Below are 15016 nucleotides of genomic sequence, written 5' to 3'. Positions count from 1 at the left end.
ATGCCCGACTACACGCAGTACGCCACGGGCGAGCCCGTGGTCGACACGAAGGCCCCCGAGGGCCCCGTCGCCGAACGCTGGGACACCCGCCGCTTCCAAGCGAAACTCGTGAACCCCGCCAACCGGCGCAAACACACCGTCATCGTCGTCGGCACCGGTCTCGCCGGCGGAGCGGCCGGCGCCACACTCGCCGAACAGGGCTACCACGTCGTCCAGTTCTGCTTCCAGGACTCGCCCCGGCGCGCCCACTCGGTGGCCGCCCAGGGCGGCATCAACGCCGCGAAGAACTACCGTAACGACGGCGACTCCATCCACCGGCTGTTCTACGACACCGTCAAGGGCGGCGACTTCCGCGCCCGGGAGTCCAACGTCCACCGGCTGGCGCAGATCTCGGTGGAGATCATCGACCAGTGCGTCGCCCAGGGCGTCCCCTTCGCCCGGGAGTACGGCGGCCTCCTCGACAACCGCTCCTTCGGCGGCGTCCAGGTCTCCCGCACGTTCTACGCGCGCGGCCAGACCGGACAGCAGCTGCTCCTCGGGGCGTACCAGGCGCTGTCCCGGCAGATCGCGTCGGGCGGCGTCGACCTCCACGCCCGCAGCGAGATGCTCGACCTGATCGTCGTCGACGGAAAGGCGCGCGGCATCGTCGCCCGCGACCTGGTCACCGGGAAGATCGACACCTACTTCGCCGACGCGGTCGTCCTGGCCACCGGCGGCTACGGCAACGTCTTCTACCTGTCGACCAACGCCATGAACTCCAACGCCACCGCCGTCTGGCGGGCGCACCGGCGCGGCGCGTACTTCGCCAACCCCTGCTTCACCCAGATCCACCCCACCTGCATCCCGCGCACCGGCGACCACCAGTCCAAGCTCACCCTGATGAGCGAGTCGCTGCGCAACGACGGCCGCATCTGGGTCCCCAAGGTCAAGGGCGACGACCGCCCGGCCAACCAGATCCCCGAGGACGAGCGCGACTACTACCTGGAGCGGATCTACCCCGCCTTCGGGAACCTGGTGCCCCGCGACATCGCCTCCCGCGCCGCCAAGAACGTCTGCGACGAGGGGCGCGGCGTCGGCCCCGGCGGACAAGGGGTCTACCTGGACTTCGCCGAGGCCATCGGCCGGATGGGCCGCAAGGCCGTCGAAGCCAAGTACGGCAACCTCTTCGACATGTACCAGCGGATCACCGACGAGGACCCCTACACGGTCCCCATGCGGATCTACCCCGCCGTGCACTACACGATGGGCGGCCTCTGGGTCGACTACGACCTCTCCACCACCGTCCCCGGCCTCTTCGCCATCGGCGAGGCGAACTTCTCCGACCACGGGGCCAACCGCCTCGGCGCCTCCGCCCTGATGCAGGGCCTCGCCGACGGCTACTTCGTCCTGCCCTCCACGATCAACGACTACCTCGCCCGCAATCCGCACACCGACACCGTGGACGAGGCGCACCCCGCCGTCGCGGAGGCCGTGGCGGAGACCGAGGACCGGATCAACCTGCTGCTCTCCGTCGACGGCGACCGCACCCCCGACTCCTTCCACCGCGAGATCGGTGAACTCATGTGGGAGTACTGCGGGATGGCCCGCACCGAAGACGGTCTGCGCAAGGCGCTCGCGAGGATCCCGGAGATCCGCGAGGAGTTCTGGCGCCGCATCAAGGTCCCCGGCACCGGCGAACAGTTCAACCAGTCGCTGGAGAAGGCGAACCGCATCGTCGACTACCTGGAGCTCGCCGAGCTCATGTGCCTCGACGCCCTGCACCGCGCCGAGTCCTGCGGCGGCCACTTCCGCGCGGAGTCCCAGACCCCGGACGGCGAGGCCGAGCGGCGCGACGAGGAGTTCTCGTACGCCGCCGCCTGGGAGTTCACCGCCACCGGCGGCGCCCCTGTCCTGCACAAGGAAGACCTCGTCTTCGAGTACGTCCACCCCACCCAGCGGAGCTACGCATGAAGCTCACCCTGCGCGTCTGGCGTCAGCGCAACGCCGAAGAGCCCGGCGCCATGGCCACCTACGAAGTCGACGGCATCTCCGCCGACATGTCGTTCCTGGAGATGCTCGACACCCTCAACGAGGAACTCACCCTCGCCGGGGACGAGCCGGTCGCCTTCGACCACGACTGCCGTGAGGGCATCTGCGGCGCGTGCAGCCTCGTCATCAACGGCGACGCCCACGGCCCGGAGCGCACCACCACCTGCCAGCTCCACATGCGGTCCTTCGCCGACGGCGACACGATCGACATCGAGCCCTGGCGGGCGTCCGCCTTCCCGGTCATCAAGGACCTGGTCGTGGACCGCTCCTCGTTCGACCGGATCATCCAGTCCGGCGGCTACATCTCCGCCGCCACCGGCACCGCCCCGGACGCCCACGCCACCCCGGTACCCAAGCCGGACGCCGACTTCGCCTTCGAGCACGCCGAGTGCATCGGCTGCGGAGCCTGCGTCGCGGCCTGCCCCAACGGCTCGGCGATGCTGTTCACCTCGGCGAAGGTCAACCACCTCAACGTCCTGCCGCAGGGCGCACCCGAGCGCGAGACCCGCGTCCTGGACATGGTGGCCCAGATGGACGACGAGGGCTTCGGCGGCTGCACCCTGACCGGCGAGTGCGCCACGGCCTGCCCCAAGGGCATCCCGCTGCCCTCGATCGCCGCGATGAACAAGGAGTGGCTGCGGGCGACCCGCAAGGTCCGCCGCTGACAGAGGAGTTGATCCCGTACGAACCCGGGCCCGCACCCGGAGCCGTACGGGATCAGCGCCGTACGTTCAGCGCCGCAGCGCCTTGGCCAGGTACGGGGCCGTGCGGCTCCCGGCTTCCCGCGCCACCTCCGCCGGGGTGCCGGACGCGACGATCCGGCCGCCCCGGTCACCCCCCTCCGGCCCCAGGTCGATGACCTGGTCCGCGCCCGCAACCACGGCCATGTCGTGCTCCACGACCACCACCGTGCTCCCGGCGTCGACCAGGGAGTGCAACTGCCTCATCAGCACCTCCACATCGGCCGGATGCAGTCCCGTCGTCGGCTCGTCCAGCAGATACAGCGTGTGCCCGCGCCGGGTGCGCTGGAGCTCCGCCGCCAGCTTGATGCGCTGCGCCTCGCCGCCGGACAGCTCCGTGGCGGGCTGACCGAGCCGCAGATAGCCGAGACCCACGTCCAGCAGGGTGGTCAGCGCGCGCTCGGCGGCCGGCGTCCCGGCGAAGAACGACGCCGCCGACTCCACGGTCAGCTCCAGGACCTGAGCGACCGTCAGCCCGTTCAGGGTGACATCCAGGGTCTCCGGGTTGTACCGCGCGCCGTGGCAGTCCGGACAGGGCGCATAGGTGCTCGGCAGGAACAGCAGCTCCACCGAGACGAACCCCTCGCCCTGGCAGGTCTCGCACCGCCCGCCGCTCACGTTGAACGAGAACCGCCCCGCCGTGTACCCCCGCTCCCGCGCCGCTTCCGTCCCCGCGAAGAGTTTCCGCACGGCGTCGAACAGACCGGTGTACGTGGCCAGATTGGACCGGGGCGTACGGCCGATGGGTTTCTGGTCGACCTGGACGAGCCGGTCCACCGCCTCCAGGCCGGTGGCCGCCGCGCAGTACCGCGCACCCGGCCCGGACTCCTCGCCGGCCTGCCGGTCCGCCAGCACCCCGGCGAGCACCTGGCCGACCAGGGTCGACTTGCCCGAGCCGGACACCCCGGTCACGGCTGTGAACACCCCGAGCGGGAACGCCGCGTCCACGCCCCGCACATTGTGCCGCTCCACGCCGGAGAGCCGGATCCACCCGGTCGGCGTCCGCGGCTCCCGTACCGGCGTGGGCCCCTCCTCGAACAGGAACCGCCGCGTCGCCGACTCCGGCACCTGGGCCAGCCCCTCGGGCGGCCCGCTGTGCAGCACCCGCCCGCCGTGCTCGCCGGCCAGCGGACCCACGTCCACCAGCCAGTCCGCCCGCCGCACCACGTCCATCTGGTGCTCCACCACGAAGACCGAGTTCCCGGCCTCCTTCAGCCTGCCCAGCACCCCGAGCAGCGCCTCGGTGTCCGCCGGGTGCAGCCCGGCCGACGGCTCGTCGAGGACGTAGACGACGCCGAAGAGCCCCGACCGCAACTGCGTTGCCAGCCGCAGCCGTTGCAGCTCACCCGAGGACAGTGTCGGGGCCGTTCGGTCCAGGCTCAGATAGCCGAGCCCCAGCTCCGTCACCGTCCCGATCCGCGCCAGCAGATCACCGGTCAGCACCCGGGCCGTCTCCTCGCCGCCCGCCCCCGCACCGGCCAGCACCTCGGCCAGTGCGGACAGCGGCAGCCCGGCCAGCTCCGCGATGGTCCGCCCCGCGAAGGTCACCGCCATCGCCTCCGGCCGCAGCCGGCTCCCGCCGCACACCGGGCACGGGGCGCTGGTCAGGAAGCGCTCCGCCTTCGCCCGCAGGGCCCGGCTCCTGGTATCGGCGAAGGTGTGCAGCACATAGCGCCGCGCGCTCATGTACGTTCCCTGGTACGGGCGTTGGATCCGGCCCGCGTCCCGTACCGGATGCACCGTCACCACCGGCTGCTCGTCGGTGAACAGGATCCACTCCCGGTCCTTCTCGGGCAGCTCGCGCCACGGGCGGTCGACGTCGTGGCCCAGCGCGTCCAGCACATCGCGGAGGTTCTTGCCCTGCCACGCCCCGGGCCACGCGGCGATCGCCCCCTCCCGGATCGTCAGCGAGGGATCCGGGACGAGCAGCTCCTCGTCCGTTCGGTGGACGCGTCCCAGCCCGTGGCACTCCGGGCACGCCCCGACGGCGGTGTTGGGGGAGAAGGAGTCGGAGTCGAGGCGCTCGGCCCCCGGCGGATAGCCGCCGGCACGGGAGAAGAGCATGCGCAGCGAGTTGGAGAGCGTCGTCACCGTCCCGACGGAGGACCGGGCCCCCGGGGCGGAGCGCCGCTGCTCCAGCGAGACGGCGGGCGGCAGACCGGTGATCTCCCCTACGGCGGGCGCGCCCACCTGGTGGATCAGCCGCCGGGCGTAGGGGGCCACGGACTCGAAGTAGCGGCGCTGGGCCTCCGCGTAGATGGTCCCGAAGGCGAGCGAGGACTTCCCGGACCCCGATACGCCCGTGAACACGGTCAGGGTGTCGCGTGGGATGTCGACCTCGACGTTCTTGAGGTTGTGCTCGCGGGCGCCGCGCACACGGACGTACGGATCGTGGGGGGAGTGCATGGGGCTCGGCTCCGTACGGGTGGGTTCTGACGCCTGACAGGACGCCTGACAGGACAAACAGTCCGATTCTAGGCGTCGGCGCCGAGGACGGCCCCCCGGGCCTCGGCGGCTATCGGACGTCGAGGCTCCGCAGCGGCGCCCGCTCGTCGGCCCGGCCCCGGTCCCGGGGCCGGGCGATGCGGGAGAGCCGCCGCAGCGAGTCCACCAGGCCCTCCCGGTCGTACGTACTGGTCGTGACGAGCACCTCGTCCGCCCCGGTCTCCTCGATCGCCCGCTCCAGCTGACCGGCCACCTGGTCCTCGGTGCCGTGGACATGGCCGTCGAGCCCCCGCTCGTACAGGCTCCGCTCCTTGGCCGTCATGGCGAGGGCCTCGACGCGCTCGGCCGGGGCGAGCGGCGGAAAGTCCCCGCGCGTACGGGAGTACGTCATGGCCCACGCCTCCGGGACGAGCAGCCGGCGGGCCGCCTCCTCGGTGCCGGCCACGGCCACCGTGCCCGCGACGATCACCTCGGGCCGCTCGGCGCGGGCGGAGGGCCGGAAGTCGCGGCGGTAGACCTCGATGGCGCGCAGTACCTTCTCCCGGCCGCGCAGATCACCGATGACGAGGGGGAGGCCCGCGGCGGCCGCGACCGACGCGCCTTCCCCGATCGCCAGGACGTAAGCGGGGATGCTCAGGCCCTCCGCGGGACGGGCGTGCACCCCGGGGTGGGCCTGCTGGGTGCCGTCGATCCAGCCGAGCAGTTCGGCCAGCCGGCCGGGGAAGTCCTCGGCGTCCTCCTTGCCGTGACCGAGCGCCCGGCGGACGCCGTCGGTGAACCCCAGGGAGCGGCCGAGCCCCATGTCGATCCGGCCGGGAAAGAGGGAGGCGAGCACCCCGAACTGCTCGGCGACGACCAGCGGCCGGTGGTTGGGCAGCATCACCCCGCCGGTGCCGACCCGGATGGCGGAGGTCGCGGCGGCGACGGCGGCGGCCAGCACCGTCGGCGCGGACCCCGCGACCCCCGGCACACCGTGGTGTTCGGAGACCCAGAAGCGGTGGAAGCCGAGCGCCTCCGCCTCCCGTGCCAGGTCGACGGTGTCGCGCAGCGCCCGGGAGGCGTCGTGCCCCTCACGGGTGCGGGAACGGTCCAGGACGGAGAAGCGGGTCGAGGCGATCACAGAGCTCACGCTCCCTTCAACACCGCCGCTCTCCCAGCATTCCCGTGAACGCCGCGGCTCCCGGATTTCCGCGCCAAGGCCGACGCCGGGGGCCGACGGGCTTCCTAAGCTGGGGGAGTGGACAACGACGCACGGCCGCTGGCCGTATTCGACCTGGACGGCACGCTCGCGGACACCGCGCACCGGCAGCACTTCCTGGAAGGACCGAAGCGCGACTGGGCCGGCTTCTTCGCCGCGGCCGTGGAGGACCCGCCGCTCGCGGAGGGCGTACGGATGGTGCTCGCGAGCGCCGAGGAGTGCCGCATCGTCTATCTGACCGGACGCCCCGAGCGGTGCCGTCGCGACACCGTGCGCTGGCTGAGCCGTCAGGGGCTGCCCGAGGGCACGCTGTTCATGCGGCGCAACGACGACCGGCGCCCCGCACGCCGGATGAAGCTGGACATCCTCCGGCAGCTGGGGCGGAAGGGGCAGGTGCGCATGCTCGTGGACGACGACGAGCTGGTCTGCGACGCGGCCCAGGTGGCCGGATTCACCGTGGTGCGCGCCCGCTGGGCCGACCCGTCGGCGGTGCTGAAGGATGCCCAGGAACGCGAGGGGCGTACCTGATCAGGCGCTTTCGTCGAGCCGGAAGCCTACTTTGAGGCCGACCTGATAGTGAGCGATTCGGCCATCTTCGATATGGCCTCGAACTTGATTAATCTCGAACCAATCGAGATTGTGCAACGTTTCCGCCGCTCTTGCGACGCCGTTCCGGATCGCCTCGTCGATGCCCTCCTCGGAGGTTCCTACGATCTCAGTGACCCGATAGGTGTGATTCGCCATTGTTTGTCTCCTCTCCTGTGACCACGGTGCCCCAGTCCGAGCTCTCCCGCGAGGGGGAGGATGGGGCGAATCGGGGCAGGTGTCCGTCTTGACCTTCTGAAAGGTCCATACCAAAATTCAGCCAACCACCCGTGCGAGCGCCGCCCGCAATCCCCCCACACCGGGTCCCGATTTCGTTTGTGCCGTTTCGCAGAAGGTGACCACGTGAAGAACCGCATACTGGCCGGAGCCATCGCGCTTGTCTCGTCCGTCGCACTCGGTGGATGCGGCTTCATACCGGGCTCGGGCGGCGGTGACCGCACGGTGACGGTCTGGCTGATGAAGGACAGCGTCTCGCCCGGCTTCCTGGACAAGTTCACCCGCTCGTACGAGGAGGAGAACCCCTCGATCGAGCTGGACTTCAAGATCCAGGAGTGGAGCGGCATCGGACCCAAGGTCCTCTCCGCGCTGGAGGGCGACGCCCCGGACGTGATCGAGGTCGGGAACACGCAGGTCGCGCAGTACGCGGAGAGCGGCGGCCTGCGCGATCTGACCCTCGAATCGATGCGCGACCTGGGCAGCGAGGACTGGCTGCCCGGCCTGGCCCAGCCCGGCAGCATCAACGGCGTGCAGTACGGCATCCCCTGGTACGCGGCCAACCGGGTGGTCATCTACAACAAGGACATCTTCGAGGAGGCGGGCATCGACTCCGTCCCGAAGACGCGCGACGAGTGGATCGCCGCCACCGAGAAGCTCAACAGGGCGGGCAACCAGGGCATCTACCTGGCAGGTCAGAACTGGTACGTGCTCGCCGGTTTCATCTGGGACGAGGGCGGGGAACTCGCCGACGAGAACGGCGGCGACTGGCAGGGCGCCCTGGACTCTCCGGAGGCCCTGGCGGGCATGGAGTTCTACCAGGAACTGCAGGCACTCGGCGACGGACCCACGGACGCCGACGAGGAGAAGCCCCCGCAGACCGACGTCTTCGCCAAGGGCGACGTCGCGCAGATCATCTCGACTCCGGGCAGTGCCGCGCTCATCGAACAGAAGAATCCCGAACTCAAGGGAAAGCTCGGCTACTTCCCCATTCCCGGCAAGTCCTCGAAAGCCCCCGGCTCAGTATTCACCGGCGGTTCCGACCTGATCGTCCCGAAGAAGGCCGACGAACGCACCGCCGGCATCGCCGTCGTCAAGGCGCTGGCGAGCGAGAAGTGGCAGACGGAGCTCGCCCGGGGCATGAGCTACGTCCCCAACAAGCCGAGCCTCGCCCATGTCATCGAGGGCGACGAGGGCACCGCGGCGATGGCCGAAGGCGCCACCCGCGGCCGTGCCACCCCCAACTCGCCCCAGTGGGCCAGGGTCGAGGCGGAGAACCCGATCAAGCCCTACATGACGGCCGTGCTCGAGGGCGGCGACCCGGCCCGCGAGGCCAAGGCCGCCTCCGAGCGCATCACCGCCCTGCTCGCCGGCAGCGGCTGATCCCACCCGGACGTAGTCCACGGGAGAAAGGTCCACGGGAGAAGGGGTCCACGCGGCACGGAGTCCACGGGACAAGGCCCACGCGGCACGGATTCCTCGCGACACGGTGTCCCCGGGGAATCGTGTCCCTGGGGATTCAGCCGTCGCACATCCCCGCTCTCCACAGCGGTCACGTCGAATCCAGCCGGTGACGGAAGAAGTAAGGGGCCGGGACGTCGCACCCCGCGACAGCCCGGCAGCGCCTCTCACTCTTCCGTCCCCGGAGACCGCCATGACCGTGCTGCCCGTCGCCCCGCTCCCCGCCTCAGCCTCGCCCCCGGCCCCCGGCCCCGCCGGCACCCCGGAACCGGCCTACCGGGTATCCCTCGCCGGCTGCCAGGAAGACATACGAGCCGCCCAGCGCCTGCGCCACCTCGTGTTCGCCGGGGAGCTCGGGGCCCGGCTGGAAGGGCCCGAACCGGGCCTGGACAGCGACGCCTTCGACGCGTACTGCGACCACCTCCTGGTCCGCGAGACCGCCACCGGAGAGGTCGTCGCCACCTACCGGCTGCTGCCGCCGGACCGGGCCCGGATCGCCGGACGCCTCTACGCGGAAGGCGAGTTCGACCTCACCCGGCTCGCCCCGATCCGCGACGACCTCGTCGAGGTCGGCCGCTCCTGTGTCCACCCCGCACACCGCGACGGCGCGGTCATCGCCCTCGTCTGGGCCGGACTTGCCCGCTACATGGAGCGCACCGGCCACACCTGGATCGCGGGCTGCTGCTCCCTGCCGCTGACCGACGGCGGCGCCCTGGCCGCCCGCAGCTGGAACACCGTACGCACGGGGCACCTCGCGCCGGAGAAGTACTGGGTGACCCCGCACCGCCTCTGGGACTCCTCCGGGCACGGCCCGGAGGCCGGCTCCCGGGCGGACCTCCCGCCCCTGCTACGCGGCTACCTCCGGCTCGGCGCCCAGATCTGCGGCGCCCCGGCGTACGACCCCGACTTCAACGTCGCCGACCTGTACGTCCTGCTCTCGCTGCGCCGCACCGACCCGCGCTACCTGCGCCACTTCCTCTCCCTGGCTCCGTTGCGATGAGCCCCTGGCTGCCCGTCGCCCCCTGCACCCCGGACGGCTGCGCCCGGCACACCGGTGCCGTACGCGCTCCCCTGCCCGCCGCCCTTCTGCTGCTGGCCGGCTGCGCACTGGTCCTGCTGGGGGTGGCCTGCGTCCCGCTGGTACGGCTGCTCGGGCCCGCCCCGCGGCGTCGCCTGACACGGCGCTGGGCGTGCGCCGTCCCCCGGGCCTTCGGCGTACGCGTCACCGTGCGGCGGCACGCTCCGGAAACCGCCACGGGCGGCGAACTCGTCGTCGCCAACCACATCTCCTGGCTCGACATCCCGCTGATCGCCTCCGTACTGCCCGGCCGGATGGTCGCCAAGAGCGAGATCCGGCGCTGGCCCCTGCTCGGCCGGATGGTCGCGCTCGGCGGCACCCTGTTCATCGAGCGCGACCGGCTGCGCGCCCTGCCCGCCGCCGTACGGGCCGTCGCCGCGGCCCTGCGTTCCGGCTCCCGGGTCGTGGTCTTCCCCGAGGGCAGCACCTGGTGCGGACGGGACGGCGGCGCTTTCCGGCCCGCCGTCTTCCAGGCGGCGATCGACGCCGGCGCGACGGTCCGGCCGGTCCGCATCGCCTACCGCACCGCGGAGGAGCGCCCCGGACCGGCCGCGGGCGCCGTCGCGTTCGTCGGGTCCGACCCGCTCGCCGCCTCCCTGTGGCGGGTGGTGCGGGCGGCCGGGCTCACCGCCCGGATCGACGTCCTCGCGCCGATCCCCGTGGACGGCGAGGACGGCCGCCGCACCCTGGCCCGCAGAGCACGAGCGGCCGTCCTCGAACCGGAAGGCCCCCTCCTGCCCCGTCAGACCGCCGTGGCCAGCGACAGGGCGAACCGCCCCGCCGAGTCCGTCCACCACTGAGTCAGCCGCATACCGGCGGCGGCCAGCTCCGCACGGACGTCCTCCTGCCGGAACTTCGCCGAGACCTCCGTACGCAGCTCCTCGCCGGCCTCGAACGGCACCACGAGGTCCAGCTCCCGGATCTTGACGCTCAGCGCCCGGCGGGCCCGCAGCCGCATCTCGATCCAGCGGTCCCGCGGATTCCACACCGCGAGGTGATCGAAGTCGTCGAGCGGGAAATCGGCCCCCAGCTCACGGTTGACGACGTTGAGGACGTTCTTGTTGAAGGCCGCCGTCACCCCGGCCGCGTCGTCGTACGCGGCCACCAGCGTCTCCTCGTCCTTCACCAGGTCCGTGCCGAGGAGCAGCGCGTCACCGGGCGAGAGCAGCGAGCGCACCGACCGGAGGAACGTCGCCCGCTCCCCGGGCAGCAGATTGCCGATCGTGCCCCCCAGGAACACCACCAGCCGGGGCCCCGGTGTCCCCGGCAGGGCCAGGCCCCCGGTGAAGTCCGCGATCAGCGCGTGGACGGACAGCCCCGGGTGCTCGGCGAGCAGCGACTCGGCCGCCCCCGTCAGCGCGCTCTCGCTCACGTCCACGGGGACGTAACTGTGCAACTCGGGGAGCGCCTCCAGCAGATGACGGGTCTTCTCGGACGATCCCGAGCCCAGCTCGATCACCGTCCGGGCGCCCGACGCCGCGGCGATCTCCTCGGCACGCGCCGAGAGGATCTCCCGCTCCGCGCGGGTCGGGTAGTACTCCGGCAGCCGGGTGATCTCCTCGAACAGCTCGCTGCCGCGGGCGTCGTAGAACCACTTCGGCGGCAGGGTCTTGGGATGCCGGGTCAGGCCGCTGAGGACGTCGGCGCGCAGCGCCGCGTCCGTCGCGTCCACCGGCAGGGTGCGGGTCAGCAGGAAGGGACTCACGCGGTGGGCTCCTTGAGCGGGGTGAGCAGGACGTCCGTGGAGGTCGCGACCAGCAGGGTGCGGTCGGGGACCTCGCGCCAGAGCGGGTCGTCGTCGTACGGCTCCGAGGCGACCGCGGTGCGGTGGCCCGGCGTCGTGAGGTACCAGAGGGTGTCGCCCCAGGCGGTCGCCGTGATCGTCTCCCCGTCGGTGAGGAGCAGATTCAGCCGGGAGCCGGGCGCGGCGGCCGCGACCTCCCGCACGGTCTCCGCGACGGCGCGCGGCACATCGTCCCCGGCGTCGGTCCGGTGGCGGATCAGCGCCCAGATCAGCGCCGAGTCGTTACGGGCGGCCAGCGACAGGAGCCGCTCGGCGGGCAGGGCGGCGGCCGCGTCGGCGAGTGAGCCGGGCCACCCCCGCACCATCCCGTTGTGGCTGAACAACTGCCGCCCGGCGGTGTACGGCGCGGCCGCGGCCTCCCCGTCCGCACCCGCCTCGGTGGCATCCCGTACGGCGGCGAGCAGCGCGGTGCTGCGGACCACCCGGGCCAGATCGGTGAAGGTCTCATCGCCCCATATGGGGCCCTGACGGCGATAGCGTCCGGGCACCGGGTCCCCGTCCGCGTACCAACCGACTCCGAAACCATCCGCGTTCACCGTGCCGAAACGCTGGCGGCGCGGCGCCCAGGACTGCCGCACCAAAGCATGCGGAGGCCGCAGCAGAATATCGCCGAGTGCCACCGGCTCGCCCACATAGGCGATGTGACGGCACATCAGGCATCCTTCGCGGTGCGGAATCCGGAGAAGATCTGCCGCCGCACCGGAAGGTCCCAGTTGCGGAAGGTGCCCCGGCAGGCGACCTCGCCCACGGCGAACGAGCCGCCGCGCAGCACCTTGTGCCCGGGTCCGAAGAACACCTCCGAGTACTCGCGGTAGGGAAACGCCACGAACCCCGGATAGGGCAGGAAGTCGCTGGAGGTCCACTCCCACACGTCGCCGATCAACTGCCCGACCCCGGCGGGCGAACGTCCCGCCGGATACGCGCCGGACCGAGCCGGACGCAGGTGGCGCTGTCCCAGATTGGCCCGCTCCGGCGTCGGGTCCTCGTCGCCCCACGGGTACCGCCGGGAGCGGCCGGAGGCAGGGTCGTGGCGGGCGGCTTTCTCCCACTCGCTCTCCGTGGGCAGCCGCCGCCCCGCCCAGCGGGCGTACGCGTCCGCCTCGTACCAGCTGACGTGCAGCACCGGCTCGTCCTCCGGCACCGGCTCGGTCACCCCGAACCGGCGGCGCAGCCACACGCCCGCCTCTCGCCGCCAGAACAGCGGTGCGGTCAGGTCGTGTTCACGGATCATGGCCCAGCCCTCGGGCGCCCACCAGCGCCTCTCCCCGTACCCGCCGTCCTCGATGAAGCGGAGGTAGGCGCCACAGGTGACCGGCGAGGCGTCCAGACGGAACGCCGGCACCTCGCACCGGTGCGAGGGCCGCTCGTTGTCCAGGGCCCACGGCTCGGCGGAGGTCCCCATCGTGAACGGGCCCCCGGGAATCAGGACGTCGCCCCCGGGCGCCTCGGCAGCGACGGGCGCGGGCGGCGCCGGCGCGGTGAGCGCCGCGGGACCGGCGCGCAACTGATGGGTAATCAACATCGTCTCGTCGTGCTGCTGTTCGTGCTGGGCGATCATGCCGAAGGCGAACCCGGCCCGCTCCAAGGGGCGCCCGCCCTCGTGCAGCGGTGCGCCCTCCAGCAGGTCCAGTGCCCGCCCCCGTACGTCGGAGGCGTACGTCCTGGCCTCGGCCGGTGCCAGCAGCGGCAGCGAGGGGCGCGAGGCGCGCGTGTGCTCGAAGGCGTTGTACAGCCCGTCGATCTCCGGGCGCAGCGCCTCCCGGCCGCCGACGGCGCGCAGCAGCCACTGCTCTTCCTGGTTGCCGATGTGCGCCAGGTCCCAGACCAGCGGCGACATCAATGGGGAGTGCTGAGCCTTCAGTTCACGGTCGTCCACGCTGTCGGTGAGCAGCGCGGTGCGCTCGCGTGCGGACAGCAGCGCGTCGAGGGCGCGTCGCCGCAGCTCCTCCGGGTCGATGCCGGGTGCGACGGTGAAGCCGGTCGACGCGGCGGAACCGGCCGGATCGAAGGCGTCGGAGTGCTCGCGGTGCCGGGTGTCTTCACGGTGCTCGGTCATGCGGAGGCCGCCTTTCCGGGACGCGGCGGGGTGCGATCGCTCAGCCGGCTCGGACCGCTCAGCAGGTTCGGACCGCTCAGCCGGCTCTGATCGGCCGACAGGCTCCGAGCGGTCAGGTCGCCGGGCTCGGGCAGGTCGTCGGCCGGACATCGGCCCCGGGCGACATAGCGGTCGGTGAAGGCGGCCACGGTGTCGCGCACCGCCCCGCTCGCTCCCATCCGCTCCAGCGCCGGGAGCGCCGCCCCGAAGCAGGCGATGGCCGCGGCCCGCAGCTCCGGATCGGCGAGCCCCTCGCGGGCGGCCGCCGTCCAGAGCGGATTGCGCGGTGCGGCCGGTGCGCCCGACGTCTCGGCCAGCGGCTTCACCGTGCGGTACACGGTCTCGGCGGCCTCCGGGTCGTCGAACAGGGCCGTGGCGACGGCGAGCGGCACCAGCCACCCGTCGGGCCCGCTCTGCGCGTCGATCATGCGCAGTTCGAGGTGACCGCGCGGCCGGACCGGAGGGAACAGCGTGGTGAGGTGGTAGTCGAGATCGGCCCGCGCCGGCGGCCGGGGCGAACCGGTACGGATCCACTCGCGGAAAGTGAGCCCTTCCGGCACGTTCCAGGGGCCTTCCTCGCACCGGATGCACAGCACGGTCGTGTCCAGCACGTGCGCGGCCCAGGCCTCGCGCGGGGGCCGCCCGGAACCCGGCGCGAGGGTCCGGCCCGGATCCAGATCGGCCCACAGCGACTGCCGGGTGGAGCGCCAGCCGGTCCGGCGGCCCTGCTGGAACGGCGAATTCGCGAATGCGGCCACCAGCACCGCGCCCAGCAGGTGCGCGAGCTGCCAGCGCCGCCCGTAACCGAGCGGCCCCGGCTCCTCCTCGCCCGCGTCCAGGCAGACCTGGACCGACGCGGAGGTGCACATCATCGCCCGCCCCGCCGGCCCCGTACGGTCCAGCGCGGCCTCCATCGCCTCGTAGCGGGGCTCCCGCAGCCTGCGGCGCGGCGCCTGCCACGGGTCGACGCCGAGCCCGACCGGCGCGAGCCCCGCCGCGCCGAGCGTGGCGCGGACCGCAGCCAGATCGGCCGCGGTGGTCTCGACGCACTCCATGAGAGAGCCGGCGGGCTGCGAGCTGAGCTCCAACTGCCCGCCCGGCTCGAACGTCAGCGCCGCGCTCAGCGGCAGTGCGCGGACCGCCTCGACGGCGCTGTCCAGCCGTTCCTGGCCGACTCGAAGGTCAGGTCGTTCCCGGTCGTGGATGAGCCATTCGAGTTCCACCCCGACGGTTCGAGGCGGGCCCGTCTTGAAACATATGCCGCGCAGTAAATCCTCTGCCCCGCTCTCGTCGAGGGGGGCGGCGTCCGGGCACGAGCCGGTTGCGCCGGGAATGTCCAAGCCCATGG

13 protein-coding genes are annotated in these 15016 nt (G+C 72.2%); 6 read left to right on the top strand and 7 right to left on the bottom strand.

The features are described 5' to 3' along the window. Both AB0F29_RS16625 and AB0F29_RS16620 read left to right on the top strand, forming a co-directional pair. Nucleotides 1-1950: a fumarate reductase/succinate dehydrogenase flavoprotein subunit gene (locus AB0F29_RS16625; RefSeq protein ID WP_361872541.1), complete on the top strand. Its 1950-nt coding sequence runs from the start codon at nt 1-3 to the stop codon at nt 1948-1950. Next, nucleotides 1947-2693: a succinate dehydrogenase/fumarate reductase iron-sulfur subunit gene (locus AB0F29_RS16620; protein ID WP_007451460.1), complete on the top strand. Its 747-nt coding sequence runs from the start codon at nt 1947-1949 to the stop codon at nt 2691-2693. The genes AB0F29_RS16625 and AB0F29_RS16620 overlap by 4 nt, the downstream gene beginning before the upstream one ends. A gap of 66 nt (nt 2694-2759) precedes the next feature. Here AB0F29_RS16620 and uvrA read toward each other — a convergent pair whose 3' ends face one another. Then, nucleotides 2760-5174, bottom strand: coding sequence for an excinuclease ABC subunit UvrA (gene uvrA, locus AB0F29_RS16615; RefSeq protein WP_361872538.1), 2415 nt, complete (start codon nt 5172-5174; stop codon nt 2760-2762). 109 nt (nt 5175-5283) lie between these two features. Then, a complete protein-coding gene (locus AB0F29_RS16610; RefSeq protein WP_361872535.1) occupies nt 5284-6342 on the bottom strand; it encodes an MsnO8 family LLM class oxidoreductase in 1059 nt (352 codons plus the stop codon). Nucleotides 6343-6450: 108 nt separating this feature from the next. Here AB0F29_RS16610 and AB0F29_RS16605 point away from each other — a divergent pair, with 108 nt between their 5' ends. After that, nucleotides 6451-6939, top strand: a complete 489-nt coding sequence (locus AB0F29_RS16605; protein WP_361872532.1) for a hypothetical protein — start codon at nt 6451-6453, stop codon at nt 6937-6939. Here the strand turns inward: AB0F29_RS16605 and AB0F29_RS16600 are convergent, their stop codons facing one another. Continuing rightward, nucleotides 6940-7155, bottom strand: coding sequence for a dodecin (locus AB0F29_RS16600; RefSeq protein WP_018955713.1), 216 nt, complete (start codon nt 7153-7155; stop codon nt 6940-6942). 204 nt (nt 7156-7359) lie between these two features. Between AB0F29_RS16600 and AB0F29_RS16595 the strand changes: the two genes are divergently transcribed. The 3 genes from AB0F29_RS16595 (at nt 7360) to AB0F29_RS16585 (ending at nt 10569) form a co-directional block, all read left to right on the top strand. Then, nucleotides 7360-8613, top strand: coding sequence for an extracellular solute-binding protein (locus tag AB0F29_RS16595; protein WP_361872529.1), 1254 nt, complete (start codon nt 7360-7362; stop codon nt 8611-8613). Between the two features lie 271 nt (nt 8614-8884). Continuing rightward, entirely contained in the window at nt 8885-9691 is an 807-nt protein-coding gene (locus AB0F29_RS16590; RefSeq protein ID WP_361872526.1) for a GNAT family N-acyltransferase, read from the top strand. Next, nucleotides 9688-10569, top strand: a complete 882-nt coding sequence (locus AB0F29_RS16585) for a lysophospholipid acyltransferase family protein (protein WP_361872524.1) — start codon at nt 9688-9690, stop codon at nt 10567-10569. Before AB0F29_RS16590 ends, AB0F29_RS16585 begins: the two co-directional genes overlap by 4 nt. On the opposite strand, the gene egtD is transcribed toward AB0F29_RS16585, so the two are convergent. Genes egtD through egtA form a run of 4 tightly spaced genes read right to left on the bottom strand, consistent with a single transcriptional unit; the run spans nt 10512 to nt 15014 of the window. After that, nucleotides 10512-11474, bottom strand: coding sequence for an L-histidine N(alpha)-methyltransferase (gene egtD, locus AB0F29_RS16580; protein ID WP_361872521.1), 963 nt, complete (start codon nt 11472-11474; stop codon nt 10512-10514). The genes AB0F29_RS16585 and egtD overlap by 58 nt on opposite strands. Beyond that, nucleotides 11471-12226, bottom strand: coding sequence for an ergothioneine biosynthesis protein EgtC (gene egtC / locus AB0F29_RS16575; protein ID WP_361872518.1), 756 nt, complete (start codon nt 12224-12226; stop codon nt 11471-11473). The genes egtD and egtC overlap by 4 nt, the downstream gene beginning before the upstream one ends. Beyond that, nucleotides 12226-13629: an ergothioneine biosynthesis protein EgtB gene (egtB, locus tag AB0F29_RS16570; RefSeq protein WP_361872516.1), complete on the bottom strand. Its 1404-nt coding sequence runs from the start codon at nt 13627-13629 to the stop codon at nt 12226-12228. The genes egtC and egtB overlap by 1 nt, the downstream gene beginning before the upstream one ends. Further along, nucleotides 13626-15014, bottom strand: coding sequence for an ergothioneine biosynthesis glutamate--cysteine ligase EgtA (egtA, locus tag AB0F29_RS16565; RefSeq protein ID WP_361872513.1), 1389 nt, complete (start codon nt 15012-15014; stop codon nt 13626-13628). Before egtA ends, egtB begins: the two co-directional genes overlap by 4 nt. Between the last annotated feature and the right edge of the window lie 2 nt (nt 15015-15016).

This window comes from Streptomyces sp. NPDC026589 (genome assembly GCF_040638385.1).
Classification (GTDB): Bacteria; Actinomycetota; Actinomycetes; order Streptomycetales; family Streptomycetaceae; genus Streptomyces.
This window is presented reverse-complemented; position numbering and strand designations above follow the sequence as displayed.

Bases quoted from the DNA above. Each gene is read 5' to 3' on its own strand.
- AB0F29_RS16625 (WP_361872541.1), top strand. From the start codon at position 1: ATGCCCGACTACACGCAGTACGCCACGGGCGAGCCCGTGGTCGACACG.
- AB0F29_RS16620 (WP_007451460.1), top strand. From the start codon at position 1,947: ATGAAGCTCACCCTGCGCGTCTGGCGTCAGCGCAACGCCGAAGAGCCC.
- uvrA (WP_361872538.1), bottom strand. From the start codon at position 5,174: ATGCACTCCCCCCACGATCCGTACGTCCGTGTGCGCGGCGCCCGCGAG.
- AB0F29_RS16600 (WP_018955713.1), bottom strand. From the start codon at position 7,155: ATGGCGAATCACACCTATCGGGTCACTGAGATCGTAGGAACCTCCGAG.
- AB0F29_RS16590 (WP_361872526.1), top strand. From the start codon at position 8,885: ATGACCGTGCTGCCCGTCGCCCCGCTCCCCGCCTCAGCCTCGCCCCCG.
- AB0F29_RS16585 (WP_361872524.1), top strand. From the start codon at position 9,688: ATGAGCCCCTGGCTGCCCGTCGCCCCCTGCACCCCGGACGGCTGCGCC.
- egtC (WP_361872518.1), bottom strand. From the start codon at position 12,226: ATGTGCCGTCACATCGCCTATGTGGGCGAGCCGGTGGCACTCGGCGAT.
- egtB (WP_361872516.1), bottom strand. From the start codon at position 13,629: ATGACCGAGCACCGTGAAGACACCCGGCACCGCGAGCACTCCGACGCC.
- egtA (WP_361872513.1), bottom strand. From the start codon at position 15,014: ATGGGCTTGGACATTCCCGGCGCAACCGGCTCGTGCCCGGACGCCGCC.